Source organism: Archangium sp. (genome assembly GCF_057119385.1).
Genome location: NZ_DBNGVP010000020.1, coordinates 1 through 26,344 on the forward strand (window position 1 = coordinate 1; position 26,344 = coordinate 26,344).

Below are 26,344 nucleotides of genomic sequence, written 5' to 3' on the forward strand. Positions count from 1 at the left end.
ACCCGGTCCAAGAAGGGGGCGAAGTGAACCCCGGCCAGCGTCGCTGACGCTCCGACTGTTCCGCTTGCTCCGGAACAGGCGTTCCACTTCGTCCGGAACGAGTGTTCCACATCGCCGGAATACGCACGTGGGCGTAGGCGAGCCGCGCGCGGACCTCGTAACGCACCGTCACCGAGGCCCGGGGCGGCAGGTTCCAGAGCCTCAGGCGCACCGTGGCGCCCGCCTCCGAGGACAGCAGCGCGATCGCCCGGGGAGCCGCGGAGCCCTTGCGCCGGAGGGCCTCGTAGCGGCGTTCCGCCTGGGAGGCCTCGAGCAGGAGTCCCTCCGTCCACTGTCCCTGGGACTCGAGGGCGAGGCCATGCACCGTGCCCCCTCGGGGCAGGACGAGGAGGGCCTCCAGCTCGGTGTGGCGCGGGCGGGGGTTGTGGAAGGTGCGGTGCACGGTGAAGCGCACCCCGTCTCCCTCGGGCCGGGCCTCCACCCGGTGCTCCACCTCGTGGCCGCGCTCCTCGCCGGTGCGCCTGTCCTCCTCGCAGTACGAGAGCTCCTCCGCCACGGCCATCCCCGGCCCCCCGGCGAGCAGGAGGAGAACCCAGAGGGAGAGGGGACGCGAGAGGTGCCGCATGGGGGCATTCTACCCGTCAGCGGCCCGCTGCTCGTTGTGCGTGACCCGTTGTGCGTTGAAACGTCAGGGAGCGTTGGTTAGCAAGGGGCCACCATGAGCATCAAGACTGGCGACCTGGCCCCCGATTTCTCATTGCCCAAGCAGGATGGCACCCCCGTGCAGCTGAAGGAGCTGCTCCAGAAGGCGACGGTGGTCCTCTACTTCTACCCGAAGGACGATACGCCGGGCTGCACCAAGGAGGCGTGCTCGTTCCGTGACTCGTACGAGTCCTTCAAGGACGCGGGGGCCGAGGTGGTGGGCATCAGCTCGCAGTCGGCGGCCTCGCACGAGGCCTTCGCGGCCAAGCACCGGCTGCCTTTCACGCTGCTGGCCGACGAGGGCGGCAAGGTGCGGCGCCAGTACGGCGTGCCGAGCACCCTGGGCCTGCTCCCGGGCCGGGTGACGTACGTCATCGACCGCAAGGGCGTCGTCCGGCACGTCTTCAACTCGCAGCTCAACGCCACGCGCCACGTCTCCGAGGCGCTGGGCATCGTCAAGCAGTTGCAGGGCGCCGGGGCATAGTCTGTCCTCGGGTGGCTGTCCTCGGGTGGCTGTCCTCGGGTGGCTGACGCGTCAGTGACACGCCATTGACGCGTCGGGGAAGACCCTCACCCCGACCCTCTCTTTAGTGGGAGAAAAAACGGTTCCCCAAGAGTTTCGGGCACTTAGACCTGATTGATGGGGTCGAAAACCATCAATTCAGGTCTCCTCTGGCGCTCGCAGCTACATTCCCCACTACACGGGACACGCACCCAAGGTGAACCGACCGGCTAGGGGCTTTCGGGCGGGTGTCCCGGTGGGGCGGCTCACCGGAATGAGTCCACGACGAACACGCCAGACGCCGAGAATTCGAGCACCGCCATTCCCGGTTTCGATTCGGGCAGTTTCTTTAGCTGGCCATGCGCGAGCCTTGCCACCGCGCAAATCGGGATTATGTCGCCGTGGGGCGGCCTCGCTTCGTAATATCGGACGACGACCTGCGGGCCACCTGTCCAGACTCGCCCGTATAGTCGTGTAGGCGCTTCAAGTAGCCCGAGAGGTTCGTTCAACATGCTCTCGACAGGCCCGTCATAAAGGGTGATTGGGCTGGTGTCGGTCTGGTTCACGTCGAGTTCAACGAAAGCCGAGTCCCCAGGACGCAGCCGGAGAATTCGCATCGCCGTAAGGGCCTCCTCCGGACACTTCTCCGGTCCAGGGGTGCCATCCGAACGCAAGGGCACTCCCGCCGTTGGGCAACCCGTGACCGCGAGAAGCAGGAGGAGAGAGGGGCCAATTAGTGCTCTAGCCGAACGCATGAGCAACCCTCTTATTTCTTAAAGAGACGACGATCCAGCGTCACATGCGCCGCCAGCATTCCGTCGTGGCGAAAAATCCCCAGGGTAAGCTTGCTGGGCCCCTGTGAGGAGTCAAACACGCTCTTGTCCGCAACAACGGCGACAAATCCTGTTTCGCCAGGCGGAATCACCTTTTTATCCGTTCGGAGGGCAAACGGCCTTGCTTCACCGACGAACAACGGGGGCTGGAACCCCGGTGGCAGCACAAACAGGCGAGCGTCCATCAATCTCCAAGGAGTAGAGGGGTCTTTGTTTGTCACACGAAACAGAACCGCTACCTTTTCCTTGCCGTCGGTGAGAACGCTAGCTTGAATGTTTGAATCTTCGTTCTTGAAGATCCAGGCTTTACGGGTCACAAATGGCGTGAACCTCACCGCGCCTTGAGTAAGGAGCGCCGCGAGGGTGTGGTTTTCAGACGACCCCGTAAAGCTCGCAACCCGTAGTTGCTCCCAAAGCTCACGTTCCCTCTCTTTGTATTCCTCTAGTCGCTTGCGGAGCGCATCCGGGTCATCCGGCTTCAAGAATACGTTTACCTGTTGGTCAGGCCACTCTCCTTCCTTCCAACTTGAACCCGAAATGGTGAAGGGCACTTCCGTCCCATCTACGAGCCTCACCACCAAAATAAATCGGTCCTCGGGCTCAAGGGCCTGGAGCGGCTCAATAAGCACTCGTTTCCCGGCACATGCCACCGGCTCAAAGCGACCTTCCCAGCCGAGCATCTTCGTTCCTGCCTCAGTGCAGGGTTGCTCGAATCGGAGAACGGTCGTCACGTCACGAGTCACAAATAACTGCTCGGCCCTCCCCTGGGGGTCGTCCCGAACGTAGACACTCCGGACTGAGGGGAAGCGTTCGCTCGCGAATCGCTCTTTGGCGACAGCCACGGACGCCAGGAGAACGAGAAGCAGGGTAGACCGGGGAGGTAGGAAGTTCCGCATATCGCGGGTTAACCTACCAGATAAGGGGCGCGAGCGGCCAGCCCCCTGTGCGCGGGCCCGTCGTGGCGTCTCGAAAAGAGACTGTTCTACACTGGCCGCATGAAACACTTGACTTCCGATGTGTTCCTGGTTCTGGCCCTGCTTTGGGGGGTCCTCACGTCCGGTTGCTCGGCTGGTAGGACGCATTACGCCTACTCTGGTGGGACGACGCACTACACCTACACGTCGAGCCGTCCCGTAGTCCTGGCGCAAGCGGCCACGATGGACTGCCGCCCAGGTGACTCAACAATGACCTGTTGCATCAAGAAGCACCCTCAAGACCCGGTAGGCGCTTGTGGAGCCACGCAATCCGAGGTTGATCAGGTGCTCAGGGCTGCGCGCGCCGATGCTGACGATGACGACTACTCCAACAACGCTTCCTTGCCCGAGTGGAAACAGAACTGCATCCGCAACTTCAACAGGTGCCAGGATCGTAGATGGACGGGCAATTGCCACGACTGCATGCGCTTGTGTGAGGGGCAGCAAGAATGGCCCGACAAGATGTGCAAAGCCCGGAAATGAGGCGAGGAATCGTGTCCGACGAAATAAACTGGAACCGCATTCGGGATTTGGCTCGAAGCGTACTAGAACGTAATGAGCCGCTGGAGGTTTCGGATGATACCCGAGCCCTATTGCTCAAGAGCGCCCAAGAGGTGGCCATCAGCCAACAGGACGCGGAAGATGCTCTGCGCAGTCTGCCCACGGCAACGACGCTGTTAAGAGAGATTCGCCAGCGCATCCTGGAGGGGTCGCGGCGACTTAGCAGGGCCCGAGACCGGGTGGAGGAACTTCAAGAGAAAGGGGACCTGAACGGGGCACAGCAAGTCATTCGTGACCTGCTCACCGTGGAGGTTGTCCCCCTCTACCGGGAGCAGGCCGAAATCCTGCTAGACGAATTGACGGGACTTGCCGAGGTGCTCGCAACCGGGCGGATCAATCCGGACCTTCACGACCGGCAACAGCTCGCCGTTCTCGTGCAACGCATCCAGCAGGGTCACCCCCTGGAAATCACCGACGACTTGCGCGCCCTTGTTCGTCAGACCGCCCCCACGGCAGCCATCACCGAAGCCGAGACCGAAGAGGCCCTAAAGAGCCCGGAAGGCGCCGAGGCCCTGATGGGGATGATCCTCTCTCGCTTCCGGAAGGCCCAAAGCCGGTTCCTACGCTCGATGTACCGGATGACGAGCCTACGGGACTCAGGTGACATCGAAGGTGCGCGCCAGCAGATGCGTGACGTGCTGGCCGTGGAGATCGTGCCGCAATACCGGCGGATGGCCGAGGAACAGCTACGGGGCCTCGACAATTCGCCACCAGAGTCGTGACCGGCTTGGGGGCTGTAGGAGCCCCGTAGAGCGTCGTTGAGCCTCGGGGGATAGACAGACCCTTTGCCTGAGAAGGTGAATATGAGTTGTTCTAAACAGCGAGAACCCCTGGAGCCATGAAATGGGCATCAATTTGTTCGTAGAGGGCAATCCGGCGCCAATGGTAATCAGCATCAAGCTGCCGAGAATCGTGTCAACGCCAAAGGATTTGCATGAGGTTGCATCTGCAATCGATTCGATTCTGAAAACGATATGGGCCAAGGAATGGCCAGGGCTGAGACATCGACGCAATCGGCAGACGTATATCCTGAGCTTTCATGTTGCATCCCCGCCTGATTTCAAAATCTTTACTGACCCCGCATGGCTGGCCGTTTTTATTGCGATCCTGGCGGGCTATCGTCAAATCAAGGAAAATGTAGCCGAGATTGGAGGCGACCTCGGCAGCATTCTCCGGGGTATCCATGGATTATCGGATCGCCAGTTGCAATTGCTGGAGATAGCCGTGAGGCTTTCGCTTGATCGTCTATTGGCACAAGGGGAGCAGGCTTCACTCAAGACGGCAGAGAAAATGCGTCGTACCCGCCAACGACTCTTGGGCGAAAGCAATGAGGCTCCAGAGATCAAAATTCTAGATGTCGATAAAGACAGGCTGTGGTAGCGTGCGTATTCCGGCGATGTGGAACACTCGTTCCGGACGAAGTGGAACGCCTGTTCCGTAGCAAGCGGAACAGTCGGAGCGTCAGCGACGCTGGCCGGGGTTCACTTCGCCCCCTTGTTGGACCGGGTCAAATTCCTTTCCGGGTCGCGCACCGAGTCGCCCGTGAGCCTGAGCCGATGGGCGTTGTGCACCAGCCGGTCGAGGATGGCGTCGGCCAGGGTGGGCTCGCCAATCACCGCGTGCCAGTCCTTCGGTTCGAGCTGGGAGGTCACCACCGTCGCACCGGCGCCATACCTGTCCTCCAACGCCAGGAAGCTCTTGCCGACGCCGGTAGGGCCCGTCACCAGCACGTTGTGCGTGAGGAGTGGGCGCGTGTCGCGCCTCCCTCCGAGCTCTCCCCAAGCTGAACCTCACCCTGGCCAGCCCTCGCTGGATGTGCGCGCCCACCGCTCACGCCCGGCGAGGGCTCCATCAACGAGTGTGATGCGCGCCCGTGCGTCCTCGCTGATGCCCATCAACCAGCCGGTCCAAATCTCCATCAACAAGCGTGCGCGGTAACAAGCGGTCACGACTCCGGGGGCGGACTGTCGAGGCCCCTTAGCTGCTCCTCGGCCATCCGGCGGTATTGCGGCACGATCTCCACGGCGAGCACGTCACGCATCTGCTGGCGGGCCCCTTCAAGATCGCCCGCGTCCCGGAGGCTCGTCATCCGGTACATCGAGCGCAGGAATCGACGTTGGCCGTCCCGCAAGCGAGAAAGAATCATCCCCATGAGGGCTTCGGCGCCTTCGGGGCTCTTGAGGGCTTCTTCCGTCTCGGCGTCGCTGACGGCTGCCGTGGGGGCCATCCGGCGCAGAAGGTCGCGCAAGTCATCGGTGAGTTCCAGGGCGTGACCCTGCTGAACTCGCTGTGAGAGGGCGGCGAGTTGCGGCCGGTCGTGTAGGTCCGGATTGAGCTGCCCGGTTGCGCGCACATCCGCCAGCCCGGACAACTTCTCAAGGGCAATTTCAACTTGCTCCCGATAGAAGGGGACGACCTCCACGGCGAGCACGTCACGCATGATTTGCCGTGCCGCATCGAGATCGCCCGCATCCCGTAGGTCGTAGGCCCGGTTTCGCGCACGAGTCAGCCGCCATGACCCGTCATGGATGCGCCGCCGGACTTCCTGTAGCAGAGTCGTAGCGGTGGACGGGCTACGGAGGGCGCTCTCTGCATCCTCGTCACTAATAGCCACCTCGCGGACACTTCGCAGCAAAAGGGCGCGCGTTTCCTCGGTGAGCTCTAGGGGCTCGCCCTGATCCAGGACCCGTTTTGCCAGCGCCCGAATGGGGTCCCAATCAATCTGGCTGTCGGACATCTCCGCTCCTACTTCTTACGCTTAAGAGGATCAGGGCACATAGCTTCTGGCCATTCGTGCTGGCCCTCACAGCGGCGAATGCAGTCATAACAGGGTGCCTTCCAACCTTCGTCTGAGCAACGAACGAAGTTCTTGATGCACTCCTGCTTCCACTCTGGAAGATCTTCGTTGTTCTCGAATTCCTCGTCGTCGATTCTCAGCGAAATGTCCCGTAGGACCCGGAGCACGTCCGAGCGGCTGGCGGTACAACTTTCCAGCGCGGTCAACGGGTACTTCTTGATGCAGCAGTCAACCGTGGACTCTCCCGGTCGGCATGCAATGGCCGCTGCACAGCCCGAAACGAGCCCACCCACCAGCACGGCGACCCAAAGGCGCGGGGTACAGTTCAGGTTTTCCATGTCTCAAAGGCTAGCCAGTTAATCATGAAATGCCAGCCGGCGACAGGGCGTGACGGGCTGGCCGTCATGATGCACCCTTTCTGGGTAGATGCACCCTTTCTGGTAGGTTGTGCCGCGCTATGCGGAACTTCTTACCTCCCCGGTCTGCCCTTCTTCTCGTCCTCTTGGAGGCTGGAGGAAATAACTTTTCCCTTTCAGTTGTTGCTCCAATGAATGAAATCGGCAGCAGCGGGGAAGGCAGATGGACGAGGACGCATTGCGAAGAGTCATCCAGAGCAAGTACCAAGCACTGCGCTCTGGCATGAATGAGGCGGTCCGTCGACGGTGGGCGGCAGCAGAGGCCATCGCGATGGGGTCCAAAGGAGCCCAACTGGTCGCCCAAGCTACGGGACTGTCGCTGCCGACGATTCGACGGGGAATGAGGGAATTGAAGCAAGGCATTCCACTCGAGGTGCACCGCGCACGGCGACCCGGTGGAGGCCGAAAGAAGGCAACCGCAAGGGATGCGACGTTGCTGGCAGACCTCGAAGCATTGGTTGACCCAGTGACCCGCGGCGATCCCACCTCTCCGTTGCGTTGGACGTGCAAGAGCACTCTGAAACTCGCAGAAGAGTTGCACAACCAGGGCCATGGCATCAGCGCCCATACGGTGGGCGAGATTCTCCACCGGCAGGGTTATAGCCTGCAGAGCAATCGTAAGACCCATGAGGGGACCCAACACCCGGACCGCAATGCGCAGTTCGAGTACGTGAACGCCCGGGTGAAGGAGTTCCAGGGGCGAGGCTCTCCGGTCATCTCCGTGGACGCCAAGAAGAAGGAACTGGTGGGGGACTTCAAGAATGCTGGGCGAGAGTGGGCTCCAAAGGGCCAGCCACCTAGTGCGCGCCTACGACTTCGTGGACAAGGAGCCTGGCAAAGCCCTGCTCTATGGCGTCTACGATGTGGGAGCCAACGAAGGCTGGGTGAGGGTTGGGGTGACGCATGACACCCCGGCCTTCGCGCTCGCAACCATTCGGACGTGGTGGTTGGAGATGGGCATCGTACGCTACCCGAAGGCCAAGGAGTTGCTCATCATCGCCGACAGTGGCGGTAGCAACAGCGCCCGTGCCCGACTGTGGAAGGTGGAGTTGCAGCATCTGGCGGACGAAACGGGCTTGCGGATGGCCGTCAGCCATCTGCCACCTGGCACCAGCAAGTGGAACAAAATCGAACATCGCATGTTCTGCCACATTACTCACAACTGGCGCGGGCGCCCGTTGGAGAGCCGAGAAGTCATCGTCAATCTGATTGGCAGCACGACGGCGCCCAAGGGGCTCCACATTCAGGCCAGTCTCGACATGGCGGACTACCCCACAGGCATCAAGGTGCGTGACGAGGAGTTGGCAGCATTGAACCTCAAGCGCGATGACTTCCATGGGGAATGGAACTACATGCTCCTTCCCAAGTAGCCATAAGCCATCCCCTTACGAAGGGTTGCGTGCCTTACTAAAAGGGAAAAGTTATTTCCTCCAGCCTCCTAAGAGAGGGTCAGGGTGAGGGTCTCCCTCACGCGGACACCCTGGCGACGACCCTCACCCCCCGCCCTCTCCCAGAGGGAGAGGGAGCATGCGGAACCCAGCACTTCCCTATCTCGACGTCGCCTTCGGCGGCAGCGCCAGGGGCCACAGCCGGGCCAGGTCACTCCGCAGCGCGGCGGCGCTCGGGTAGCGCTGCTCGGGGTGCTTCTGCATCAGCTTGAGCACCACGCGCTCGAAGGGCTCGGGCAGGCTCGGGGTGAGCGTGCGCGGAGGCACGGGCTGCTGTTGCACGTGCAGGAACATGAGCGGCACGGGCTGCGGGTGGCGGAACGGTAGCTGCCCGGTGAGCAGCTCATACGCCACCACGCCCAACGAATACAGATCAGTCGCGGGAGTCACCGGATGCGCGCCCGAAATCTGCTCGGGCGCCATGTACTCGGGAGTCCCGAGCACCGCGCCCTGCGCCGTCACACCGGCCACGTGCGAGCTCTTGGCGAGCCCGAAGTCCATCAACTTGAGGATGCCCGGCTTCGTGAGGAAGAGGTTGCCCGGCTTCACATCCCGGTGCAGCACGCCGTGCCCATGCGCGTGCTCCAGCGCGGCCGCCGCGTGGGTGAGCCACCGCAGCGCCTCGGCGAGCGTGGGCCGGGTGCCCATCAGGCGGCGCTTGAGATCCATCCCCACCAGCAGCTCCGTGGTGAGGAAGTGCCGGTCCCCGTCCACCCCCACGTCGTACACACGGACGATGTTCGGATGATCCAACCCCCGCGCGTGCTCCACTTCCTGGCGGAAGCGGGCGATCTGCGAGGCGTCCGCGCCCGGCACGGCCAACACCTTGAGCGCCAGGTGCGCGCCGCTGGTCAAATCCATCACCTCGTGCACCATGGCGCTGCCACCGGAGCCCAACCACCGCTCCACCTGGTAGCGCCCGGCCACCACCTGCCCCGGAATGAGGCCCCGCACCACCGGGTGGCCCTGGGGCGATGGCTCGTCCACCGGGTGCTCACTGCTGCCGAGCAGCAGCGTGCGCGCCGGCCCGCTCCCCCGCGAATCGCGCGAGGGTGGCGGCGGTGCAACGGGAGGCGGAGCCACCGCCCCCTCCGCGGGATTCAGGTACGCCACCCCGCTGTCGTGCTCCTCGTCCGTCACGGCAGCTCTCCCTCCCCTCGCGCGGCCTCAGCCCGCGAGCAGCGACACGTTGGAGGGCACGCCAGTGCCCTCGATGTCCAGGTGCGGCGTGGGCAGGTTGTACTCGGCGGCGGCCGTGGTGGCCTCCATCATGATGGGGCCGGCGATCTCCGGCGGCTCCCCGTGGCACAGCAGCTCCACCACGTGCTCCACCGTCCAGCGCCCCAGCCGCTGGATGGACACCTGGCCGTTCTGCACCTTCGCCGTCTCGGCCAGCTCCGTGCTGCCCATCAGCTTCTCGTCCACCGACTGGCCCAGGTAGCCGCGCGCCAGCGTCATCACCCGCTCCACCACCGCGTTCCACGCCTGCAGGTGCGAGCGGTCCTGCGCCTCGTCCATGATGTCCAGGCCCACCGGCAGCTTCTCCATCCGGTCCAGGAACGTCTGGATGCGCGGCCCGCGGATGAGCCGTCCGTGCTGCGGCGCGATGATCTCCACCGCCGGCTCCAGCTTGCGGATGACGGCCACCACGCGCTGCAGCGCCAGGTTCACCGGCATGTAGATTTGATGGAAGGCGCGGATGCCATTCCAATCCGACTCATCCGCCCACAGGCCCTGCGCGTTGACGTCCGTGACGCCGCCGAACAGGTCTCCGGTGAAGAGCACCCGCGTCTCCGGGTCGTACAGCATCACCGCGCCGCGGAAGTGGCAGAAGGGCGAGGGCACGGGCAACAGCCGGTGGCCGGTGGGCACGTTGAGCCCGTGGCTGAACTTCTCCGTGGCGATGAAGCGGCCGCGCGGCAGGTTCTGGTGGACGATGAGCCGCCAGGTGTCCTCCGAGCAGAGGATGCCGGCCTTGGGCGCGTAGCGCGCCGAGATGATGCTCGCCGACGAGCCCACGTCCGGATCCTGGTGGTTGATGAAGACGGCGCTGAGCCGATCCAACCCGCCGATGAGCGTCGTCACCTTGGTGGACACCTGGGCGAAGTCACTGCTCGAGCCCGGGTCGATGAGCAGGTTGAACTCGTTGGGGCGGCCCGTCTTCGGGTCCGTGCCCCGGAAGCGGCGCAGGTAAGGGTTGGCGTAGAAGATGTTGCCGGGCTCGCGCTTGCCCACCCAGAAGGTATCCGGAGCGATCTCCACGGGAACGAGTCGCAGGTCGGTGATCTGGCTGTCGGATGGACGGACGTTGCTCGGCGGCGGATTGCGATTCGGGAACGCCTGGACGCTGCTCATACGGGCACTCGGTCCTTGGGGATGTGGGGCCCCCGGGGAAGGGGCGGGAACACCCTCTCCCGTAGCAAGGCGCGGGCCGCCCTGGAGTCGGAGTGCACTGTCCACCCGGGCACGCCCCGGGCACGCAACCACTGCGCGGCCCCGCCTCACGGGACCGCAAATCGTGCGCCGCCCCCGCATGAGCGGGGAAACCCCCTACGAGCAGCCCGGCTTCTACGGGGCCTTGGGGTCCGCCGGCCGTCCGGACAGGCCATCCAGTGCCGACTCGGCCTGGGCCACGTCCTTGCCGTACTCCGCCAGGTAGCGCTGGCGCTCCTCGCTGTCCCACTCGGCCTCGGAGAACCGGTCCAGCGTGTACGGCTGGGTGGTGTGCACGTAACCGTAGAGGGCCTTCACCAGCTCGCGGTCCGGATCTCCCTGCTCCCGGAGGAGGAAGCCCTCCACGTCGCGCAGCCGGAGGGGGAAGTCGGGCTTCCTGTCGTGCAACAGCAGGCCGAAGACCTGGAACCGCACCTCGCGGGCGCCGGCCTCCAACTCCTCGTTGAACTCCAGATAAGCCAGCGGAATACCGGCCTCGTCATCCACGCGGCCCGCCATCACGTAGCGGCCCGGCTTGCGCACCTGCAGGCCCACGTAGAGCTGCAGCGAGCCCTTCTCGATGACCTCGCGCACCTTGCCGGTGAAGGTGGCGGGCGCCGCGGGGGTGAAGACGATGTCGAAGAAGGCCCCGCCCTCGGCGTTGTTGCCCGCGCGCACGCGGAACTCGACGCGCAGCGTGCCCTCGAACATGGCGAAGCCCTGGCGCGAGGGCTGGAAGCTCCCCGTCCACGTGCCGTCCCCGGCCACCTCGTCCCCGTTGCGGCCGGTGTCGTTGAAGTCCAGTGGCACCGGGGCGGCGGCGCTCCCGGCCTGCGCCATATGCGGGGCCTCGCGGGCCACGGCGGAGTGCACCTCGCACGGCAGCGGCTGGTGGGAGCTCGCGTTCTCACAGCCCACGAAGAAGCGCACCACCTCGTCGCCCACGACGTAGACCTTCTCCTGCTTCAACGTCAGCGAGACGTCGCGCTGCTCCTTGCTCAACGGCTGCTTGCGCTCGGGCGACTGCGGGTACACCAGGTCCGGGTGCTCCTCGATGGGCCGCGACTCGTGGGGGTAGCGCGTGGACTTGCGGTAGGAGTCCAGGGTGAAGCGGGCCCGCTCCAGACGCTTCTCCCACAGCTGGCGCTGCGCCTCGCGCTCGGCCTCCTCAGGCGACAGGGGGGCCTGGCCGGGCCGCTGCGCGGGGACCGCCGAGGGCCGTGCCGGCCCGCGCGGCGGGGGCCCGGCCGGAACATTGTCAGACGAAACCCCGGAACCGGGTGCGGACGAATCCGCCACACCCGGCTCGGGACGGATGAGCCCCACGGAGAGCAGCAACCCTCCCACTCCCACCACGAGAGGAACGAGCAGGAGAAGCCACCGGCTACGACGAGAAGGGCGCTGAGTCATGGGCTACATCCAATGCTGCCAGAAACGGCTCAGTAGGCGTAGGCGGCCATGTCGGCGCGCACGGGCCCGACGATGCCCGCCCAGTTACCGGCGGCGTAGTGATCGTAGGACTCGCCGTCATCGCGCAGCGAGACCGTGTGGTAGCTCCACTTGGCCACGCCGTTGCTGGTGGCCGAGGTGCCGGTGTTCAGCGTGCCGTCGCAGAACCAGTCGCCGGGGTTGCAGAAGCCGCCGGTGCTGGAGACACCGCCGGTGGAGTGGTAGGCCACGGCCTCGTCATCCTGGCCCGGCAGCGTGCCCGAGTAGAGCGTGCCCCTGGCGCCGGCGAACATGTAGAACCACTTGGCGCGCGTGGTGTTGTGGTTGTACATGCCGCGCGCGGTGCTGGTGACCAGGTCGCTGGTGAGCGGCTCGCTCGAGGCCCAGTCGCCCAGGTTGGCCAGCTCGCTGCCGCCGCCCGCGCCCGAGGCCACGTCCACCCACTTGATGTTCCACCCCACCTGCGTGGTGCCGTCCGTGTTGCCGCACACCCCCGTGGAGTTGGGGACGGCGTTCTTCTTGTAGCGCGCCGAGCCGCCGTACAGGGACAGCGCGTAGCCGATCTGCAGGTTGCCCGCGCTGTGCGCCGCGATGTAGCACCAGTTGGCGCCGGTGCAGAAGCAGTCCAGCGCGTCGCGGATGCGGAAGTTCTCCACCGAGATGCGCTGCGTGCCGTTCCAGTTCACGGCCTTCTTGTTCACGCCGGCCGCGGTGCTGCTCGGGCCCCAGTAGCTGAAGTCCGCGTAGTTGCCGCGCAGCGTGCTGCCGCCGTTCCGGCCGTGGATCCACAGCGAATAGTTGGTGGCCGATGCCTCCGCGCCCACCAGGGCGGTGGCGGCGACGATGGCCGTGCTCAACAGCTTCTTCATGAGAGAGCGCCTCCTGCTCTTGCTTCCAAGGGAGTACCCGCCCGGCGGGTTGCCTGACAGGCAACAGCACTCTACTCGCATATTCTCGAAATCTGAAAACCTTCCATTCCCATCAAATACAGTCTTCTGGATATTTGATGTCTAAACCGAACTCGCTGACACGGCGCGTCAGGAATGGAGAGGGAACCGGACAGGGAAGCGGGCGCCGGAGGTGCCGGGTGAGGAGGGGACGGGTGGGGTGAGGTGTCCGGGGCGCGGGGCGCGGATGCCTAGCTTGAATCCCGTCCTCTCCACCCTTTGAGGAGGCCCTGCCCATGTCCTCGATGGATGTTCCCCTGACGCTGTTGGATCCCGAAGGCGGTTGGATCAATGCCCCCGTGCACGTGCATGACCTGCGGGGCCGGCCCACGCTGCTGTACTTCTGGTCGGAGCTGAGCAAGACGAACCAGGAGCAGCTGCCGCTGGTGAAGACGCTGCTGGACGAGTTCATCCCCCAGGGGCTGCAGGTGATTGGCGTCCACGTCCCGATGGAGGGCGAGGATCTGGGCCATGCGCTGGACACCAACGACATCGAGGCGATCGTGAAGCGGATGGGCTTCCGTCACCCGGTGGCGGTGGACGACGGCTCGATGGAGCAGGCGTACGGGGTGGAGGAAGTGCCCACGTTCCTGGTGTACGACGCCTTCGGCATCCTGCGTCTGCGGGTGGCGGGAGAGGCGGCGACGAACCCCGAGCTGAGGCGGCTGTTGGAGCGGCTCACCGGCCCCGAGGCCACCTCTGGCGCATTCGCGCCCTGAACCCCCGCACGCGAGGAACGACATGGCAGGCCGGAACAAGAAGGAGGCCTCCCGTCTGTCGTCGCTGGGAGCCCTGACCGCCGCTGGAATGGGGGCGGTCATGGGGCTGAGGGCGATGCTGCGGGAGAAGGTGAGCTTTTCGGGCCGCACGGTGTTGCTGACGGGCGGCTCGAGGGGACTGGGACTGGTGATGGCCCGTCAGTTCCTGGCCGAGGGAGCGCGCGTCATCATCTGCGCCCGGGAGGAGGTGGAGCTGTCCCGGGCGCGCGACGAGTTGGAGGGACAGGGGGGCGAGGTGCTGGCCATCCCCTGCGACGTGAGTGACCGGGTGCAGGTGGAGGCGATGGTGGCCCAGGTGCACGAGCGTTTCGGCGCGGTGGACGTGCTGGTGAACAACGCCGGGGGCATCCAGGTGGGGCCGCTCGAGTCGATGACGGAGGAGGACTTCGTCGAGGCGATGCAGGTGCACTTCTGGGCGGCGCTCTACACATCGCTGGCGGTGCTGCCGGAGATGAAGCGGCGGGGCTGGGGGCGCATCGTGAACATCTCGTCCATTGGCGGGAAGGTGAGCATCCCGCACCTGGTGCCCTACAGCGCGAGCAAGTTCGCGCTGGTGGGCCTGTCGGACGGGATGAGGGCGGAGCTGGCGCAGGACGGCATCCTGGTGACGACGGTGTGCCCGGCGTTGATGCGCACGGGCAGCCCGCCCAACGCGTTCTTCAAGGGAGACCACGAGGCGGAGTACGCGTGGTTCGTGCTGGGAGACTCGCTGCCGGGGATGTCGATGAACGCGGAGCGGGCGGCGAGGAAGATCCTCGAGGCCTGCCGCCGGGGCGACGCGGAGGCGCTGGTGGGCTGGCCGTCGAAGGTGGCGGCACTGGCGAGAACACTGGCGCCGGGCCTGACGGCGGCGGTGCTGGCGCAGGTGAACCGGATGATGCCGCAGGACAGCAGCACGGACCGGTACCGGGGCCGGGACAGCGAGACACCGCTCACGCGCTCCTGGGTGACGAAGCTGACGCGGCAGGCGGCGCAGAAGAACAACGAGGATCTGCTGCACTGAAGCAGTCGCATCCGCCCAGGCCGCACCCACCCCTGCCCTACCCTTGCCCCACTCACCCCTCTCCCCCCGGGAGAGGGTCGGGGTGAGGGTATGGCGGGCCCCGGGTTGGACCCGGCCGGGACGTCAGCTCGGGAGGGGAAGCCGGAGGCTGAAGGTGGAGCCGTGGCCCAGCTCCGACTGCGCGGTGAGCGAGCCGCCGTGGAGCCTCGCGAGCGCCGCGGCGATGTACAACCCCAGCCCATGCCCGTTGCCGCCCGCGCCGTCGGCGCGATGGAAGCGGTCGAAGATGTTGCGCAACTCCGAGGCGGGGATGCCCACGCCCCAGTCGCGTACCTGGACGAGCGCCAGGCCGGGCGTGAGCGCGAGCGTCACCTCGACGCGCCGCTGCTCTCCGCCGTACTTCACCGCATTGGAGAGCAGGTTGTTGAGGATGTACCGCACGCGCTCGGCGTCGAAGAACAGCGCCACGGGCCGCGCCGCCCCCATCAGGGAGAAGTCCACCTGGGGCTGGAGCTCGCGCCATTCCTGGACCACCTCCTGGAGGAAGCCGGAGAGCTCGCCGGACTCACGATTCAGCGCCACCTTGCCCTCGGACAGGCGCGCCGCATCGAGGATGGAGGTGACGAGGGAGCTCATCCGATCCAACTGGCGGAGGATGGCCTCGGAGCACCTCCGCTCGTCGGCGGCACCGCGCTCTCCCTGCTTGCGCAGCAGCATCTGGGCATTGAGCCGCGCGGAGCTCAGGGGAGTCTTGATCTCATGGGCCACCCAGTTGAGCATCTCCTCGCGCGCGGCGTCGCTGGAGTGGCCCGCGCGGTCTCCCGCGGTCATGGCCTCCTCGCGGAGCCGCAGGGCAGCGGGGCGCGAGCGCAGCACCTGCTGCACCGCGGCCTCGAAGGTCTCGAGGTCCACCGGCTTGGAGAGGAAGGCATCCGCCTCCTCCAACCCCTTGGGTTGCGCGGCGCTCAGCAGCAGGAAGGGGACCGTGCCGAGCCGGGGATCGGCCCGCAGCAACCGCAGCAGCTCCACCCCGGTGCGCCGGGGCATCATGTGATCGCTCACCACCAGGTCCGGCCGCTCGGTCCGGGCCAGCATCAGGGCCTCCTCGCCGTTGTGCGCCCGCAGGGCCCGGTGACCCAGATCCTCCACCACCTGGGCGAAAATCTCGAGCATCGCCTCCTCGTCCTCCGCGATGAGGACGAGGCTCATTCCTCATCCCCACCGATGCGCGAGCCGATGGGCTGGGCCTGGCCCGTCAGCAGACCCGCGGCCGAGCGCATGGGATTGAGCACGCGAATCCCCGCGTCGGTGATCTCGAACTCGCGGAGATCTCCGTCGTACTTGCTGTCACGCATCTTGAGGATGGACATGACGCGGTGGATGTGACCGCGCAGCTCCACGTAGCGCAGCAGCAGCAGGTTCTCTCCGAGGATGGCGATGGGCGTGTCGTTGAAGTCCAGCTCGGTGCCGGCGATCTTCGACACCTCCTTGGTGAACAGGGACGTCACCCCCGCGGCCCGCAGGTGCACGCTGAAGGCGGCCAGGAAGGTCCGCCGCCGCTCCGGGTCCGCGATGGCGAGCTCCAGCTCCGTCAGCCCGTCGATCACCAGCCTCCGGACGCCCAACCGGGCCACCTCCGCCAGGAGGCGGTCGACCAGGACGTCCGCCTCCAGCTCGGAGGGAGGCAGGTGCATCAACGTCATCCGCTCACTCGCCAGCGCTTCCCGCACATCCAGACCGATGCGCTGGGCCCGGGCCAGCAGCGCCGCGGGGGGCTCGAAGAAGGAGACGAAGAGCGTCTTCTCCCCCTGGCGGGCCCCCTCGGCCGCGAAGTGCGCGGCGAGCAGCGTCTTGCCGATGCCCATGCTGCCCGCCAGCAGGGTGGTGCTCTGCAACGGCAGGCCGCCATCCATCAACCCATCGAACTCGGGCAGGCCGAAACCGGCCCGGGTGCGCGGCGGGACGAAGTCCTTGTCGGAGGGAACGCGGGCCTCGAGCCGCGGGATGATCTCCACCCCCTCGGTCCCAATCTGGAGGAGGTGCTCGCCCAGCAGGTGGGGCCGGCCGCGCAGCTTGACGACCTCCACCCGGCGATGGCGGCGCCCTCCCTGCTGGCTCATCCACAGCGAGACGATGCCATCCACCGTCGTGGCTTCCGGCAGCGTCATCAACTTCTCGATGGGGTATTCGGTGGTGAAGAGCCCGATGCAGTCCGTGGCGGACAGCCCGATGCCCAGCTCATACAGGAACTCGCGCAGCCGGGCCTCGTCCTGCCACAGGTCGCGGATGGAGCGCAGCCCGTCGATGAAGAGCATCTTCGCGCCGCGCTCGCGCACGGTGTGCAGCAGGGTGTCGCGCGCCTCCTTGGCGCCCTTCTTCAGCGAGGCATAGGCACTGACGAGGAAGAGCTTCTCGCCCAGCAGCTCGCGGCGGAAGAAGGAGAAGCCGGAGAGCGCGTCCACCAGCTTGTCGTGCGGCTCGGACGTGACGGTGGCGAGCACCACCGGCAGCCCGCGCGAGGCGGCGAGGAAGGCGATCTGACTGCAGAGGATCGTCTTTCCGCAGCCGGGGTTGCCCGCCACGATGAGGGTCTGGCGCCGGGGAATGCCACCCCCCAGCAGGAGATCGAAGCTCGGGATGCCGGTCTCGAACAACTTCTGGGTGTTGCGGCTGTCCATCGGGAGGCTCGGAGCAAAAGGAGGGGACCATGCGCGGGTCCTGGCGAAGGCACGCCTTCTAGAGGAACAGGCCCGGCCGCATGTGCCGGGACGCGCCTCCTAACATGGAACCCGCCCGTCAGCCCGGCCACCGGCGGGGCACTCCGATGACCAGCCAACGCTTCCCCGTCTGGCCGCCTGCTCTCCTGGCGGCCAGGGCCGGAGCTCACGCCTTGGAGGGCTCCTCCGGGCCGAGCTCCTCCCACCAGCGGCCCTTGTACTCGGCGGCGCGGGCGAGCTGCTCGCGCAGCGCGGAGATCATCTTCACGTTCCCCTCCTGCTCATAGCCCTTGAGCGCCTCCTGGCACCCGGGCACGCGCTGCAGGAAGTCGCGCAGGCGCTCGAGGGTGAGCTCGGGCGCGTACATGCCGTAGCCGAGCTTCTCCAGGTAGAGGGCGTTGAGCACCTGCTCGAACTGGCCCTTCACGGGCAGCGAAAGCAGGGGCTTGTGCAGGTAGACGGCCTCGCTCATGAGCGTGTAGCCGCCCCCGGCGATGACGGCGCGGGCGGTGCGCAGATCGTCGATGAAGCCCTTCTCGCTGAAGGGGCGGTAGACGAGGTTGCCGTCGTGCACGTCCTCGGTGATGTCGCGGCGCATGCCGTAGATGTGGCAGGGCAGGCCGCTCTGCTTGAGGATCTCCGGCAGCCGCGTGTTGGTGGTGGACGTCTGGTAGACGAGCAGATGCTCACCGGGCTCGGACTTCGCGGAGAGGATCTCCGGCCGCAGGATGGAGGGCAGCAGCGTGGTGCGCTCCTTGCGGACGGGCGGGTAGAAGAAGGTGGTGACGAGGTAGTGGAAGCACCCGGGCAGCTTGGACTTCACCAGGGCGCGGGTGGCCTCGAAGTCATCCTCGAAACCGGCGAGCAGCGAGGCGTCGTGCCTGGCGCGGTTGATGACCTGCATGTTGTCCACGCTGATGACGGGCAGGCGGTGGTTGCGGCCGAAGAGGTAGCTGAAGCTCTCGAAGTCGCTCACCACGACGTCCGGCTTGAAGTCCTCCATGAGCTCGAAGTACTGGCGCACGTTCTGCGGCCAGCCCTTCACCGCGCCGGAGAGGTTCTGCAGCACCGTCTGCCACTTCTTCACCGAGTTGCCCTCGTAGGCGATGGTGAGGCCCCAGATGCCGTGCACGTTCTCGAAGCGTTTGGCCAGGTAGTCCTTGGCCCGTCCCGAGACGACGATGTGGACCTCGTGCTCCTGGGTCAGCTCCTCGAGGAGCACGCGGGAGCGGGTGGCGTGCCCCATGCCTTCGCCAACGACACCGTAGAGGATTCTCATGGGGCGAGAGCATACGCGGGATGTGGCGCGCGAGCCCATGCGGCGGTAGCGTCCCCGCCATGCAACACGAGGCAACGGACACCAAGGCCCCGGAGAGCCAGGCTCCCAAGAGCGCGGAGGGATTGACGCGGGCGGCCCTGCTGGGGCTGTGCGGCGGCATCCTCCTGGGTGGCCTCTTCCTGCTGGGAGTGGGACTCAAGACGCGCCTGTCACCGGCGGACTGCACCGGCCTGTCCGAGATGGAGTGCGGCTTCCGGCGCGACGCCGACCTGGAGATGGGCCGCCTGCAGGTCATCATGGGCTCCGGCCTGCTGGCACTCGGAGCGGCCGTGGTGGTGCTGCTGCGCTCGCGGGCCCGCGCGGCCTCCAGCTGAGGGCCCTTCGTCCTCCCAGGGGCTCACCCCGAGTGGAGCCCCCTCCGCCTGCACGTCCCTCTTCCGTCAAGCAGCCGGACGGGCGGGCGGGGTAAGCGCTTTTTCCGGTGTGGCGTAGACCGGCTAATTAGCTCTAGCCTCGACATTAGGCTTCGGTTAGGAGAGGCCCCCTCTTATGCAGCTTGAATCCCTGAAGATGTTTTGTGACGTGGTGGAGACGGGCTCCTTCTCGAGGGCCGCGCAGCTCAACCACGTGACGCAGTCCGCGGTGAGCCAGCAGATCCGCGCCCTGGAGAATCGCTACGAGCAGAAGCTCCTGTCGCGCAGCGCGCGCCAGGTGACGCCGACGCCCGCGGGCGAGCGCCTGTTCCGAGGGTGCAAGGAGATCCTCGCCCGGTTCGCCGAGGTGGAGAACGAGATCCGCGAGCAGTCCACCGAGGTGCAGGGCACCACGACGGTGTCCACCATCTACTCGGTGGGCCTGCACGAGCTGCGCAACGTGCAGAAGCAGCTCCTCAAGACGCACCCCAAGGTGAACATGCGCCTGAACTACCGGCGCAATGATCAGGTCTACGACGACGTCATCCTCGGGGCGGCGGAGATTGGAATCGTCGCGTACCCGCAGCCGCGCGCGGGCGTGGACATCCACCCGTTCCGCGACGACAAGCTGGCGGTGGTGTGCGCGCCCAACCATCCGTTCGCCAGCAAGGCGAAGGTGAGCCTCACGGCGCTCTCGGGCGTGCCCTTCATCGCCTTCGATCGCGAGGCGCCCACGCGCAAGGCGCTGGACCGGCTCTTCCGCGAGAAGAACCTGGACCTCAACCCGGTGATGGAGATCGACAACGTCGAGACCATCAAGCGCGCGGTGGAGATGGGCATCGGCGTGGCCATCCTCCCCATGGCCACGGTGGCGGCCGAGGTGGCGCAGGGGACGATCGTCTCCAAGCCCTTCGCCGAGGGCCCGGTGTCGCGCCCCATCGGGCTGCTCATCCGCAAGGGCAAGTACCTGGACCGCGCGTCGGCCGCGGTGCTCGAGGCCTTCAAGCTGGCCGAGGCCACGAGCGACGAGCACTGAGCCCGTCCCGGTGACGCGGCCCCGGCCCCGTGCCACCCCGCGTGGGAGGCATGGGGCCTTTTGTTTGCTCAGGCGGCGGTCTCGGCCTGCGCGGCGGGCGCCAGCGCGTGCAGCCAGGGCGTCAGCAGCCGCGCGCACGCCTCGGGGTGGGTGAAGTAGGGCACGTGGCCCGCGCCGCGCAGGAGGATTCGGGGAGTCCCCGGAGGCAGCGAGGCCGCGAGCCGCTCCAGGGTGGACGCGGGCACCAGCACGTCCCGGTCCCCCTGGATGCACAGGCACGAGACAGGCAGCGGGCGCAGCTCGGGCGGAGGCGGCTCGCGGCGGCAGGCGAAGGCGCGGTGGAGCGTGGTCATCCGCTCCAGCGTCGTGGTGGGCACCACGTCGGCCACCTGCTCGGCCGGGACGCGCTTCCACGAGGCCACGCAGGCGGTGATCGGACCGGGGCGGCCCAGGACGGCGATGGGCCCCATGAGGGGGATGAGGTGGCCGCGCAAGCCCAGGTGCTCGGGCCGGGTGAAGGAGCCCAGGAAGGCCACCCCGCGCACGGCGCCCGCCGCGGCCAGGTGCCCGGCCACCATGCCCCCGTAGGAGCTGGCCACCACCGCGTCCATGCGTCCCGCCGCCGTGAGCACCTGACGCGCCAGCTCCCCTGCCCCACAGGCGGCGAGGCTGCCTTCGGGGTACTCGACGAGGACGGGCCGGGCCACGGAGGAGAGCCGCTCGGCCAGGGCCCGGAAGCCGACGCCCCGTGCGCCCAACCCGGGGAGCAACAACACCCGGGGACCCGTGCCTCGACCCATCTCCGTCAGCTCCACGAACCGGCGCATGTGCCTCCTTCACGAACGCGCTCCGAACACCGCTCGCGCGCCGCTTCTGCCCGTGTACGCCCGCCTGCCTACCAGGAGACCTCCACCTCCGTCTCGCTCAGGCTCACCTGACGTCCGGTGGCCTTCACTTCCGCCATCTTCGCCGCCTCGAAGAGGCCCCGCACCGCGCCCACGAGGTAGTCGCACGGCAGGGTGCTGCCCTTGATGGAGACGACGCCGCTGCCCGGCCCGGTCCACTGCACCGCGCACTCGCCATGCCGGACGGACGTGCGCCACGCCGAGGGGAACCCGTTGAGCATCCGCCTCGGCTCGCCCCCGGCCAGCATCAGCAGCACCCGCCCCGCTCCGGACTCCAGGTACTCCGGCGCCACCTCGTGCCCCAGGCGCCACATGGCTCCCTCGAAGCCGCCGTGGCGCTCACTCAGCGCCCACGCCGCGGTGTAGAGCAGCCGGTTCAGCGCGCCGACGGGGTAGCTGAAGAAGGCCATGAAGCGGCTGCCTCCGGCCGCGTCGATGCAGCGCCGCAGGGCCCCGTCGTCGTTCAGGCCGCGCACGACTTCCAACGCGCCCGTGAAGAAGAAGCCGCGAAGGGTGTCCTCCGGCCTGCACAGGACCAACCGTTGCTCCAACTCCTGCTGTGAGCCCTTCTCCATCGCGTCCCCGGCGAGCGGGGGGACTCCCGCCCGGTCCCCAGTTCCGGGGCGCAGTATTCGTCTTGCCGGGCTGGAATCAAGACGCGTCGCACGAGGGCACTCCCCCGCGGAGAAGCCAGGGTGCGCGAGGTCATCCTGGAACAGGGAACGTATGGGATGGGGTGACCCAGGGGAGTGGGCTCGTGTTCGAGGATGGACGTCCGGCCCCGGGCCCCCCTGCCGTGACAGGGGGCCATCCCGTCTACACTCTTGTTTCATGAGCGCGCTGACCGCAGGTGACATCCTCGGAGGGGAGTGGCGCATCGTCCGACCGGCCTTCGGAGACGATCCCGGCTCGGAGTACCGGGTGGAGCCCGTCGAGGGAGGGAGCGCCCGGCGGCTCACGCTGTGGCGCACGCTGCGGCCTCCGGCGTCCGCCGAGCTGAAACGCTTCGAGGAGCTCATGCGCTCGGGGGAGCGGACGCACCACCCCGCCTTCCAGCCCGTGGAGGCGGTGGGGTACGACGGGGCCCGCGAGGCGCTGTGGATGGTGCGTCCCTGGTGGAATGGCGAGTCGCTGCCCTCGATGCTGGGGGGACTCCATCCGGTAGGGTTGGATCTTCCCTACCTGCATGCGCTCGCGGATCAGCTGGTGCAGGCGCTCACCGCCGCCCAGGCCGCGGGCATCTCCCATGGCCGGCTGCGGCCCACGCGGTTGCTCGTCGCGCCCGGGGGCAAGGGAGTGCGGCTGTGCCTCCTGGACCTGGGGTTGGAGGTCTTCCGGCGCACCCACGCCTCGGGCTGGCTGAAGCCCCCCCAGGTGGGCGCGGCCTACGTGGCGCCCGAGCTGGGGGAGACAGGGCCCGTGCCGGCTTCGGCCGATGTCTTCTCCTTCGGGCTCATCGTGCGGGACATGCTGGCCACGCGGCGGGACGGGGCGTGGCGGGGACGCTGGGAGCACTGGGTGGAGCGGGCCACGGCCACGGAGGCGGGCAGACGGTTCGGCAGCCTCACCGAGGCCCTGAAGGCCCTGATACCGGTGCTGAGGGCGCTGCCGGATGAGCCACCGCCGCCGCCACCGAACTACGAGCCCGGCATCCCCACCGCGTAGGCCTCAGTACAGCTTGCGCAGACGCGCGGCGAAGAAGCCGTCCCAGCTCTCGGGGCCCGGCAGCGTGCGGAGGTACGCCTGGGTGAGCGGGAGCTTCACCGACTCGTGCAGCACCGGCGGCTCCGCCGTCCACTCGGGGTGACTGCGCAGGAACATCTCCACCTGATCCTGCCCCTCCTGCGGATCCATCGTGCACACCGCGTACACCAGCAGGCCTCCGGGTGGCACCGCCTCCTGGCAGTTCTCCAGGATGCGCCGCTGCAACACCGCCAGCCGGCCGATGTCCTCCGGCTTGCGCCGGTAGCGCAGCTCCGGGTGCCGCCGCAGCGTCCCCAGGCCCGAGCACGGCGCGTCCACCAGGAACGCGTGGAACTCGCCCCACTCCTCCGGCCAGGGCTGCGAGGCGTCGTGCGCCTCGGCCCGCAGGCGCGCGGTGAGGCCCAGCCGCTTCGCCTCGGATTCGATCTTGCGCAGCTTGTTGGCGTGGAGGTCCGTGGCCACCACCTCGTGCTTCTCGGCCAGGTGGCACGCCTTGCCGCCCGGCGCCGCGCAGGCGTCCAGCACCCGCGCCGTCTCCGGGATGTCCCCGTACACGCCCACCAGCTGCGCGGCCTCGTCCTGCACCTGCCACAGGCCCTCGGCGTAGCCGTAGATGTCCTCCACCCGGCCCACCGGCGGCAGGACGATGCCCACGGGAGACACCGCCGTGGGCCGCGCCTCCAGCCCCGTCTCGCGCAGCTGCTCCAGCAGCGCGTCGCGCGTCACCTTGGCGCTGTTGGCGCGGATGACCACCGCGGGCGTCTGGTTGTTGGCCACGAGGATCGCCTCGGCACGCTCGCGGCCGAACTGGCGCACCCAGCGCTCCACCATCCACTTCGGGTGGCTCTCGCGGACCGAGAGGTGCTCGATGGCGTCCGTCTCCGGCGGCAGCGGCGGCGAGGGCAGCGAGGACAGCTTGCGCAGGATGGCGTTGACGAAGCCCGCCGCGCGCACCAGCCCCACCTCCTTGAGGGCCTGGACGGTCTCGGCCACGGCGGCGCGGGCCGGGACGCGCGTGTAGAAGATTTGATAGGCCCCCACGCGCAGCGCGGCCAGGACCTTGTCCTCGAGCGCGTCCAGCTTGCGGTCGGCGAAGCGGGTGATGGCGTAGTCCAGCGTGAGCTGGCGGCGGGTGGCCCCGTAGGTCAGCTCGGTGATGAGGCCCGTGTCCCGGGGATCGGCCGGCGGCGACTCCGAGAGCATCGTGTCGAGGACGACATTGAGGTACGCATCCGTGGCCCGGACACGGCTCAGAACCTGGATGGCGATGGCGCGTGCGTTCATCCTGCCCTCCCCGTACCACACTTCCCCTGCCCCGCGCGCCCTACCTGCCCATCACCCGGGCGGCCCAGCGGCGCGTCGAGTCATCCGCGTTCTTCATCAACGCGTCGAAGCGCCCCGCGCGCATCAACTCCACCAGGCGCTCGTCCCGCGCGAGGATTTCAGTTGTGTGCCAGGGGAAGAAGAGGTCCTTCTCGCCCGTCTGGCGGTAGTGCGGGTCCGCGACCAGCGCCTCCAGATAGCGTGAGTAACTGTCGAAGAAGCGGTCCACGTTCGATGCCACGGGCATGACGTGAGCATCAGGCTCATAGGTATCCACCTCTATCACAGGCTGCCTTCCCAATGCATCCGCGAGGCTCGGCACGGTGGCATATGTGTAGATATCACCGCCGAAAACAATCACGGACTCCCCCAGATCTTCCCACCAATTTTCCCGCCACCACCTGTTGTTCTCCTCGAGTTCATGGATTTGCTCATCCGACCGGTCGAGGGTCCACCCTATCCCCATCAATTCCGTGGCAAAGGCCGCGTAACCCAGGCGCGCATAGACATCAGCCAGAACCGGGTCGAAGGGCAGCCCCTCCAAGGAGCATCCAGCACGCAGCGGTTCGCGGGCAGGCGGCAAGGTCTTCACACTGAGATTCAATCGCAAGCAGACATCAAACAGCCGCTCCAATCCAGGCAGAGGCATGAGCACCTCCATCGTTCTCTCCTGTCTATTCGAGGCCAGGGAATCGGCTCCGTAAATCGCGCAACACGGCCTCCCTCGCGTCGTCCACGGACCTCGACATTCCTGGAGGCTCGTCGGCGCGGTGGTACCAGGGCTCGAAATGCTTATCAATGATTTCAGCTGCTCGGCGCACTTCATCCGTTGTCGGGTTGGGGCGAGCGGTTCGAAACCTCCCCCATAGAAAATTGACTCTTTTATGGACGTGCTCTTTCAACATCACGAGGTTCTCCCCGGCATTGACGTTCTCATCCGGGAAGAGGTGCGCGTATTGAAGTGGCCGCCGATGGTGGATGGGAAGCTCCTTGCTCTGCTCCTCCAGGACTTTGGCGAACTGTGGATACAGCTTTGCGTAATAAACGCGAGCCTCCTGGCGAAGTGTGTTTTTCAAATCCTTATTGAGCGGCTCCTGGATGACTCTTTCGAGACGGACGAAGAGGCCTCGCAGCGTCTTGCGCTCGCCGCGGCTCAGCGCCTGCTCGCCCTCCAGCAGCACCTTCGCCCAGAGTCGCTCGAAGGCTGTCTTCTCTTCCGGCGTCAGCCGCTTGAGCGCGGTGCGCAGCCACCCGGCCACCACCTCGGGCTCGCGCCCCAGCGCCTTCGTCACCCACTCCAGCCCCTCCGTCGCGAAGAAGCCCAGGCCCTTGGCGATGATTCCCAACGCGAACCACAGCGCCAGCTCCTCCACGCCCCGCTGCGCCAGCCAGGCCGTGCCCTCCACCACCCCCTCCCGCCAGCGCAGCAGGGTGGCCTCCTGCATGGACAGGTACCAACTCTGCCCCGGCCGCGGCGGAGGGCGCTCCACCTTCGCGGACCGCACCCGGCCTCGCGCCCGCGCCTCTCCCTGCCGGTGCTCGGCCAGCCACACCACACGCACCGTGCGCGGGCCCAGCCCCTCGGTGAAGGGCAGCAGCACCTGCACCAACTGCCCCGCGACCTCGGGTGACAGCGCAACGGGGCTCCCTCCTGGCCCCTCGCGCGTGCGCCGCACCTCCCGCAACTCCCCACCGGCGAGCCGGCCGTCCTCCAGCCGCACCTCGAGCTCCACCCGCGCCGCTCCTCCGGCCGGGACCTGCACGGCACGCATCCACTTGCCGGCCAGCTCGTGGAAGGTGAGGAAGGTTGCAGCCGGAGTGCCCGGCATGCGCACCGGCAGTCTCCTGGCCTCAGAAGGCCGGACGTCCGTGCGTGAGGCGTCGTAGTCCACCGCCCAACGCGCCTCCTCACGCCTCAGCCGCAACACCACCTCCCCCGTGCGCCCTCCCGCGTACTGGGTGAGGACGAGGCGCAGCACCCGCTCCAGCTCCTCCACCTCCACTGGACGCCCCACCCCCTCGCCGCCACGCCCCTCCTCGTAGCCCACCAGCGTCAGCGCGCCCCCCTCCACCCAGAAGGTGAAGGCCAGCACCGCCCCCACCTCCTCCACCCCGCTGCACAG

Annotated in this window: 24 protein-coding genes and 1 pseudogene; 9 read left to right on the forward strand and 16 right to left on the reverse strand. The window is 67.0% G+C overall.

All coding sequences use genetic code 11. From position 1 onward, the window contains the following. Nucleotides 1–625, reverse strand: a 625-nt coding sequence (locus tag AC16DP_RS05020; protein ID WP_483956641.1) for a VIT domain-containing protein, incomplete at its 3' end; no start/stop codon positions are given. A gap of 93 nt (nt 626–718) precedes the next feature. Between AC16DP_RS05020 and AC16DP_RS05025 the strand changes: the two genes are divergently transcribed. Next, on the forward strand, nt 719–1,186 hold the full coding sequence (locus tag AC16DP_RS05025; RefSeq protein ID WP_329733371.1) for a peroxiredoxin: 468 nt from the start codon (nt 719–721) through the stop codon (nt 1,184–1,186). A gap of 784 nt (nt 1,187–1,970) precedes the next feature. Here AC16DP_RS05025 and AC16DP_RS05030 read toward each other — a convergent pair. After that, nucleotides 1,971–3,119 (reverse strand): DUF2381 family protein, encoded by a 1,149-nt coding sequence (locus AC16DP_RS05030; RefSeq protein WP_329733372.1) that lies wholly within the window; start codon nt 3,117–3,119, stop codon nt 1,971–1,973. Between the two features lie 386 nt (nt 3,120–3,505). On the opposite strand from AC16DP_RS05030, the gene AC16DP_RS05035 reads away from it, so the two are divergent. After that, a complete protein-coding gene (locus tag AC16DP_RS05035) occupies nt 3,506–4,294 on the forward strand; it encodes a DUSAM domain-containing protein (protein WP_329733373.1) in 789 nt (262 codons plus the stop codon). A 121-nt stretch (nt 4,295–4,415) separates the two neighbouring features. Further along, nucleotides 4,416–4,952 carry a hypothetical protein gene (locus AC16DP_RS05040; protein WP_329733374.1) on the forward strand — a complete coding sequence of 179 codons (537 nt, stop codon included), beginning with the start codon at nt 4,416–4,418 and terminating at the stop codon, nt 4,950–4,952. A 101-nt stretch (nt 4,953–5,053) separates the two neighbouring features. On the opposite strand, the pseudogene AC16DP_RS05045 reads toward AC16DP_RS05040, so the two are convergent. Next, nucleotides 5,054–5,257 (reverse strand): annotated as a pseudogene (locus AC16DP_RS05045) (ATP-binding protein); the annotation flags it as partial. A gap of 260 nt (nt 5,258–5,517) precedes the next feature. Then, nucleotides 5,518–6,309 carry a DUSAM domain-containing protein gene (locus AC16DP_RS05050; protein ID WP_329730980.1) on the reverse strand — a complete coding sequence of 264 codons (792 nt, stop codon included), beginning with the start codon at nt 6,307–6,309 and terminating at the stop codon, nt 5,518–5,520. 639 nt (nt 6,310–6,948) lie between these two features. Between AC16DP_RS05050 and AC16DP_RS05055 the strand changes: the two genes are divergently transcribed. Beyond that, nucleotides 6,949–8,155, forward strand: a protein-coding gene (locus tag AC16DP_RS05055; RefSeq protein ID WP_414640759.1) for an ISAzo13 family transposase whose coding sequence is annotated in 2 segments (ribosomal slippage) — nt 6,949–7,583 and nt 7,582–8,155 — 1,209 coding nt in all. Because the reading frame shifts where the segments join, the coding sequence is not laid out codon by codon here. 177 nt (nt 8,156–8,332) lie between these two features. Here the strand turns inward: AC16DP_RS05055 and AC16DP_RS05060 are convergent. The 4 genes from AC16DP_RS05060 to AC16DP_RS05075 all read right to left on the reverse strand — a co-directional run bounded on the left by AC16DP_RS05060 (nt 8,333) and on the right by AC16DP_RS05075 (nt 12,984). Continuing rightward, nucleotides 8,333–9,373: a serine/threonine-protein kinase gene (locus AC16DP_RS05060; protein ID WP_329730981.1), complete on the reverse strand. Its 1,041-nt coding sequence runs from the start codon at nt 9,371–9,373 to the stop codon at nt 8,333–8,335. 27 nt (nt 9,374–9,400) lie between these two features. Beyond that, on the reverse strand, nt 9,401–10,588 hold the full coding sequence (locus tag AC16DP_RS05065) for an oxygen-binding di-iron domain-containing protein (protein WP_329730982.1): 1,188 nt from the start codon (nt 10,586–10,588) through the stop codon (nt 9,401–9,403). Between the two features lie 213 nt (nt 10,589–10,801). Continuing rightward, nucleotides 10,802–12,076, reverse strand: a complete 1,275-nt coding sequence (locus AC16DP_RS05070; RefSeq protein ID WP_329730983.1) for a choice-of-anchor X domain-containing protein — start codon at nt 12,074–12,076, stop codon at nt 10,802–10,804. A 29-nt stretch (nt 12,077–12,105) separates the two neighbouring features. After that, nucleotides 12,106–12,984 carry a hypothetical protein gene (locus AC16DP_RS05075; RefSeq protein ID WP_329730984.1) on the reverse strand — a complete coding sequence of 293 codons (879 nt, stop codon included), beginning with the start codon at nt 12,982–12,984 and terminating at the stop codon, nt 12,106–12,108. Between the two features lie 314 nt (nt 12,985–13,298). Between AC16DP_RS05075 and AC16DP_RS05080 the strand changes: the two genes are divergently transcribed. Together AC16DP_RS05080 and AC16DP_RS05085 are read left to right on the forward strand one after the other, a co-directional pair. Beyond that, nucleotides 13,299–13,781, forward strand: coding sequence for a TlpA family protein disulfide reductase (locus AC16DP_RS05080; RefSeq protein WP_329730985.1), 483 nt, complete (start codon nt 13,299–13,301; stop codon nt 13,779–13,781). A gap of 22 nt (nt 13,782–13,803) precedes the next feature. Next, complete coding sequence (locus AC16DP_RS05085) at nt 13,804–14,844, forward strand: SDR family NAD(P)-dependent oxidoreductase (RefSeq protein WP_329730986.1); 1,041 nt, start codon at nt 13,804–13,806, stop codon at nt 14,842–14,844. A gap of 123 nt (nt 14,845–14,967) precedes the next feature. Here AC16DP_RS05085 and AC16DP_RS05090 read toward each other — a convergent pair whose 3' ends face one another. The 3 genes from AC16DP_RS05090 to AC16DP_RS05100 all read right to left on the reverse strand — a co-directional run bounded on the left by AC16DP_RS05090 (nt 14,968) and on the right by AC16DP_RS05100 (nt 18,840). After that, nucleotides 14,968–16,053, reverse strand: a complete 1,086-nt coding sequence (locus AC16DP_RS05090; protein ID WP_329730987.1) for an ATP-binding response regulator — start codon at nt 16,051–16,053, stop codon at nt 14,968–14,970. Continuing rightward, a complete protein-coding gene (locus AC16DP_RS05095; protein ID WP_329730988.1) occupies nt 16,050–17,522 on the reverse strand; it encodes an ATPase domain-containing protein in 1,473 nt (490 codons plus the stop codon). Before AC16DP_RS05095 ends, AC16DP_RS05090 begins: the two co-directional genes overlap by 4 nt. Nucleotides 17,523–17,727: 205 nt before the next feature. Beyond that, nucleotides 17,728–18,840 (reverse strand): MJ1255/VC2487 family glycosyltransferase, encoded by a 1,113-nt coding sequence (locus AC16DP_RS05100; protein ID WP_329730989.1) that lies wholly within the window; start codon nt 18,838–18,840, stop codon nt 17,728–17,730. A 59-nt stretch (nt 18,841–18,899) separates the two neighbouring features. Here AC16DP_RS05100 and AC16DP_RS05105 point away from each other — a divergent pair, with 59 nt between their 5' ends. Both AC16DP_RS05105 and AC16DP_RS05110 read left to right on the forward strand, forming a co-directional pair. Next, complete coding sequence (locus tag AC16DP_RS05105; RefSeq protein WP_329730990.1) at nt 18,900–19,214, forward strand: hypothetical protein; 315 nt, start codon at nt 18,900–18,902, stop codon at nt 19,212–19,214. A gap of 175 nt (nt 19,215–19,389) precedes the next feature. After that, nucleotides 19,390–20,289: a LysR family transcriptional regulator gene (locus AC16DP_RS05110; protein ID WP_329730991.1), complete on the forward strand. Its 900-nt coding sequence runs from the start codon at nt 19,390–19,392 to the stop codon at nt 20,287–20,289. A gap of 68 nt (nt 20,290–20,357) precedes the next feature. On the opposite strand, the gene AC16DP_RS05115 is transcribed toward AC16DP_RS05110, so the two are convergent. Together AC16DP_RS05115 and AC16DP_RS05120 are read right to left on the reverse strand one after the other, a co-directional pair. Beyond that, nucleotides 20,358–21,116 (reverse strand): alpha/beta fold hydrolase, encoded by a 759-nt coding sequence (locus AC16DP_RS05115; RefSeq protein ID WP_329730992.1) that lies wholly within the window; start codon nt 21,114–21,116, stop codon nt 20,358–20,360. Nucleotides 21,117–21,184: 68 nt separating this feature from the next. After that, nucleotides 21,185–21,769: a TIGR02265 family protein gene (locus tag AC16DP_RS05120; protein ID WP_329730993.1), complete on the reverse strand. Its 585-nt coding sequence runs from the start codon at nt 21,767–21,769 to the stop codon at nt 21,185–21,187. 256 nt (nt 21,770–22,025) lie between these two features. Here AC16DP_RS05120 and AC16DP_RS05125 point away from each other — a divergent pair, with 256 nt between their 5' ends. Continuing rightward, the gene (locus AC16DP_RS05125; protein WP_329730994.1) at nt 22,026–22,859 is read left to right on the forward strand and encodes a serine/threonine-protein kinase; all 834 of its coding nucleotides are present in this window, start codon (nt 22,026–22,028) and stop codon (nt 22,857–22,859) included. A 3-nt stretch (nt 22,860–22,862) separates the two neighbouring features. Here the strand turns inward: AC16DP_RS05125 and rsmB are convergent, their stop codons facing one another. From rsmB to AC16DP_RS05140, 3 genes are all read right to left on the reverse strand, one after another. Next, the gene (gene rsmB / locus AC16DP_RS05130; RefSeq protein ID WP_329730995.1) at nt 22,863–24,182 is read right to left on the reverse strand and encodes a 16S rRNA (cytosine(967)-C(5))-methyltransferase RsmB; all 1,320 of its coding nucleotides are present in this window, start codon (nt 24,180–24,182) and stop codon (nt 22,863–22,865) included. A 40-nt stretch (nt 24,183–24,222) separates the two neighbouring features. Next, nucleotides 24,223–24,882 (reverse strand): hypothetical protein, encoded by a 660-nt coding sequence (locus AC16DP_RS05135; protein WP_329730996.1) that lies wholly within the window; start codon nt 24,880–24,882, stop codon nt 24,223–24,225. Nucleotides 24,883–24,895: 13 nt separating this feature from the next. Continuing rightward, a partial coding sequence (locus AC16DP_RS05140; protein ID WP_483956642.1) for a hypothetical protein occupies nt 24,896–26,344 on the reverse strand: 1,449 nt, incomplete at its 5' end.

Excerpts from the sequence above, each read along its gene's own strand:
- AC16DP_RS05025 (WP_329733371.1), top strand. The coding sequence starts at position 719 with ATGAGCATCAAGACTGGCGACCTGGCCCCCGATTTCTCATTGCCCAAG.
- AC16DP_RS05030 (WP_329733372.1), bottom strand. The coding sequence starts at position 3,119 with ATGCGTCCTACCAGCCGAGCAACCGGACGTGAGGACCCCCCAAAGCAG.
- AC16DP_RS05040 (WP_329733374.1), top strand. The coding sequence starts at position 4,416 with ATGGGCATCAATTTGTTCGTAGAGGGCAATCCGGCGCCAATGGTAATC.
- AC16DP_RS05050 (WP_329730980.1), bottom strand. The coding sequence starts at position 6,309 with ATGTCCGACAGCCAGATTGATTGGGACCCCATTCGGGCGCTGGCAAAA.
- AC16DP_RS05065 (WP_329730982.1), bottom strand. The coding sequence starts at position 10,588 with ATGAGCAGCGTCCAGGCGTTCCCGAATCGCAATCCGCCGCCGAGCAAC.
- AC16DP_RS05070 (WP_329730983.1), bottom strand. The coding sequence starts at position 12,076 with ATGACTCAGCGCCCTTCTCGTCGTAGCCGGTGGCTTCTCCTGCTCGTT.
- AC16DP_RS05075 (WP_329730984.1), bottom strand. The coding sequence starts at position 12,984 with ATGAAGAAGCTGTTGAGCACGGCCATCGTCGCCGCCACCGCCCTGGTG.
- AC16DP_RS05080 (WP_329730985.1), top strand. The coding sequence starts at position 13,299 with ATGTCCTCGATGGATGTTCCCCTGACGCTGTTGGATCCCGAAGGCGGT.
- AC16DP_RS05085 (WP_329730986.1), top strand. The coding sequence starts at position 13,804 with ATGGCAGGCCGGAACAAGAAGGAGGCCTCCCGTCTGTCGTCGCTGGGA.
- AC16DP_RS05090 (WP_329730987.1), bottom strand. The coding sequence starts at position 16,053 with ATGAGCCTCGTCCTCATCGCGGAGGACGAGGAGGCGATGCTCGAGATT.
- AC16DP_RS05095 (WP_329730988.1), bottom strand. The coding sequence starts at position 17,522 with ATGGACAGCCGCAACACCCAGAAGTTGTTCGAGACCGGCATCCCGAGC.
- AC16DP_RS05100 (WP_329730989.1), bottom strand. The coding sequence starts at position 18,840 with ATGAGAATCCTCTACGGTGTCGTTGGCGAAGGCATGGGGCACGCCACC.
- AC16DP_RS05105 (WP_329730990.1), top strand. The coding sequence starts at position 18,900 with ATGCAACACGAGGCAACGGACACCAAGGCCCCGGAGAGCCAGGCTCCC.
- AC16DP_RS05110 (WP_329730991.1), top strand. The coding sequence starts at position 19,390 with ATGCAGCTTGAATCCCTGAAGATGTTTTGTGACGTGGTGGAGACGGGC.
- AC16DP_RS05115 (WP_329730992.1), bottom strand. The coding sequence starts at position 21,116 with ATGCGCCGGTTCGTGGAGCTGACGGAGATGGGTCGAGGCACGGGTCCC.
- AC16DP_RS05120 (WP_329730993.1), bottom strand. The coding sequence starts at position 21,769 with ATGGAGAAGGGCTCACAGCAGGAGTTGGAGCAACGGTTGGTCCTGTGC.
- AC16DP_RS05125 (WP_329730994.1), top strand. The coding sequence starts at position 22,026 with ATGAGCGCGCTGACCGCAGGTGACATCCTCGGAGGGGAGTGGCGCATC.
- rsmB (WP_329730995.1), bottom strand. The coding sequence starts at position 24,182 with ATGAACGCACGCGCCATCGCCATCCAGGTTCTGAGCCGTGTCCGGGCC.
- AC16DP_RS05135 (WP_329730996.1), bottom strand. The coding sequence starts at position 24,882 with ATGGAGGTGCTCATGCCTCTGCCTGGATTGGAGCGGCTGTTTGATGTC.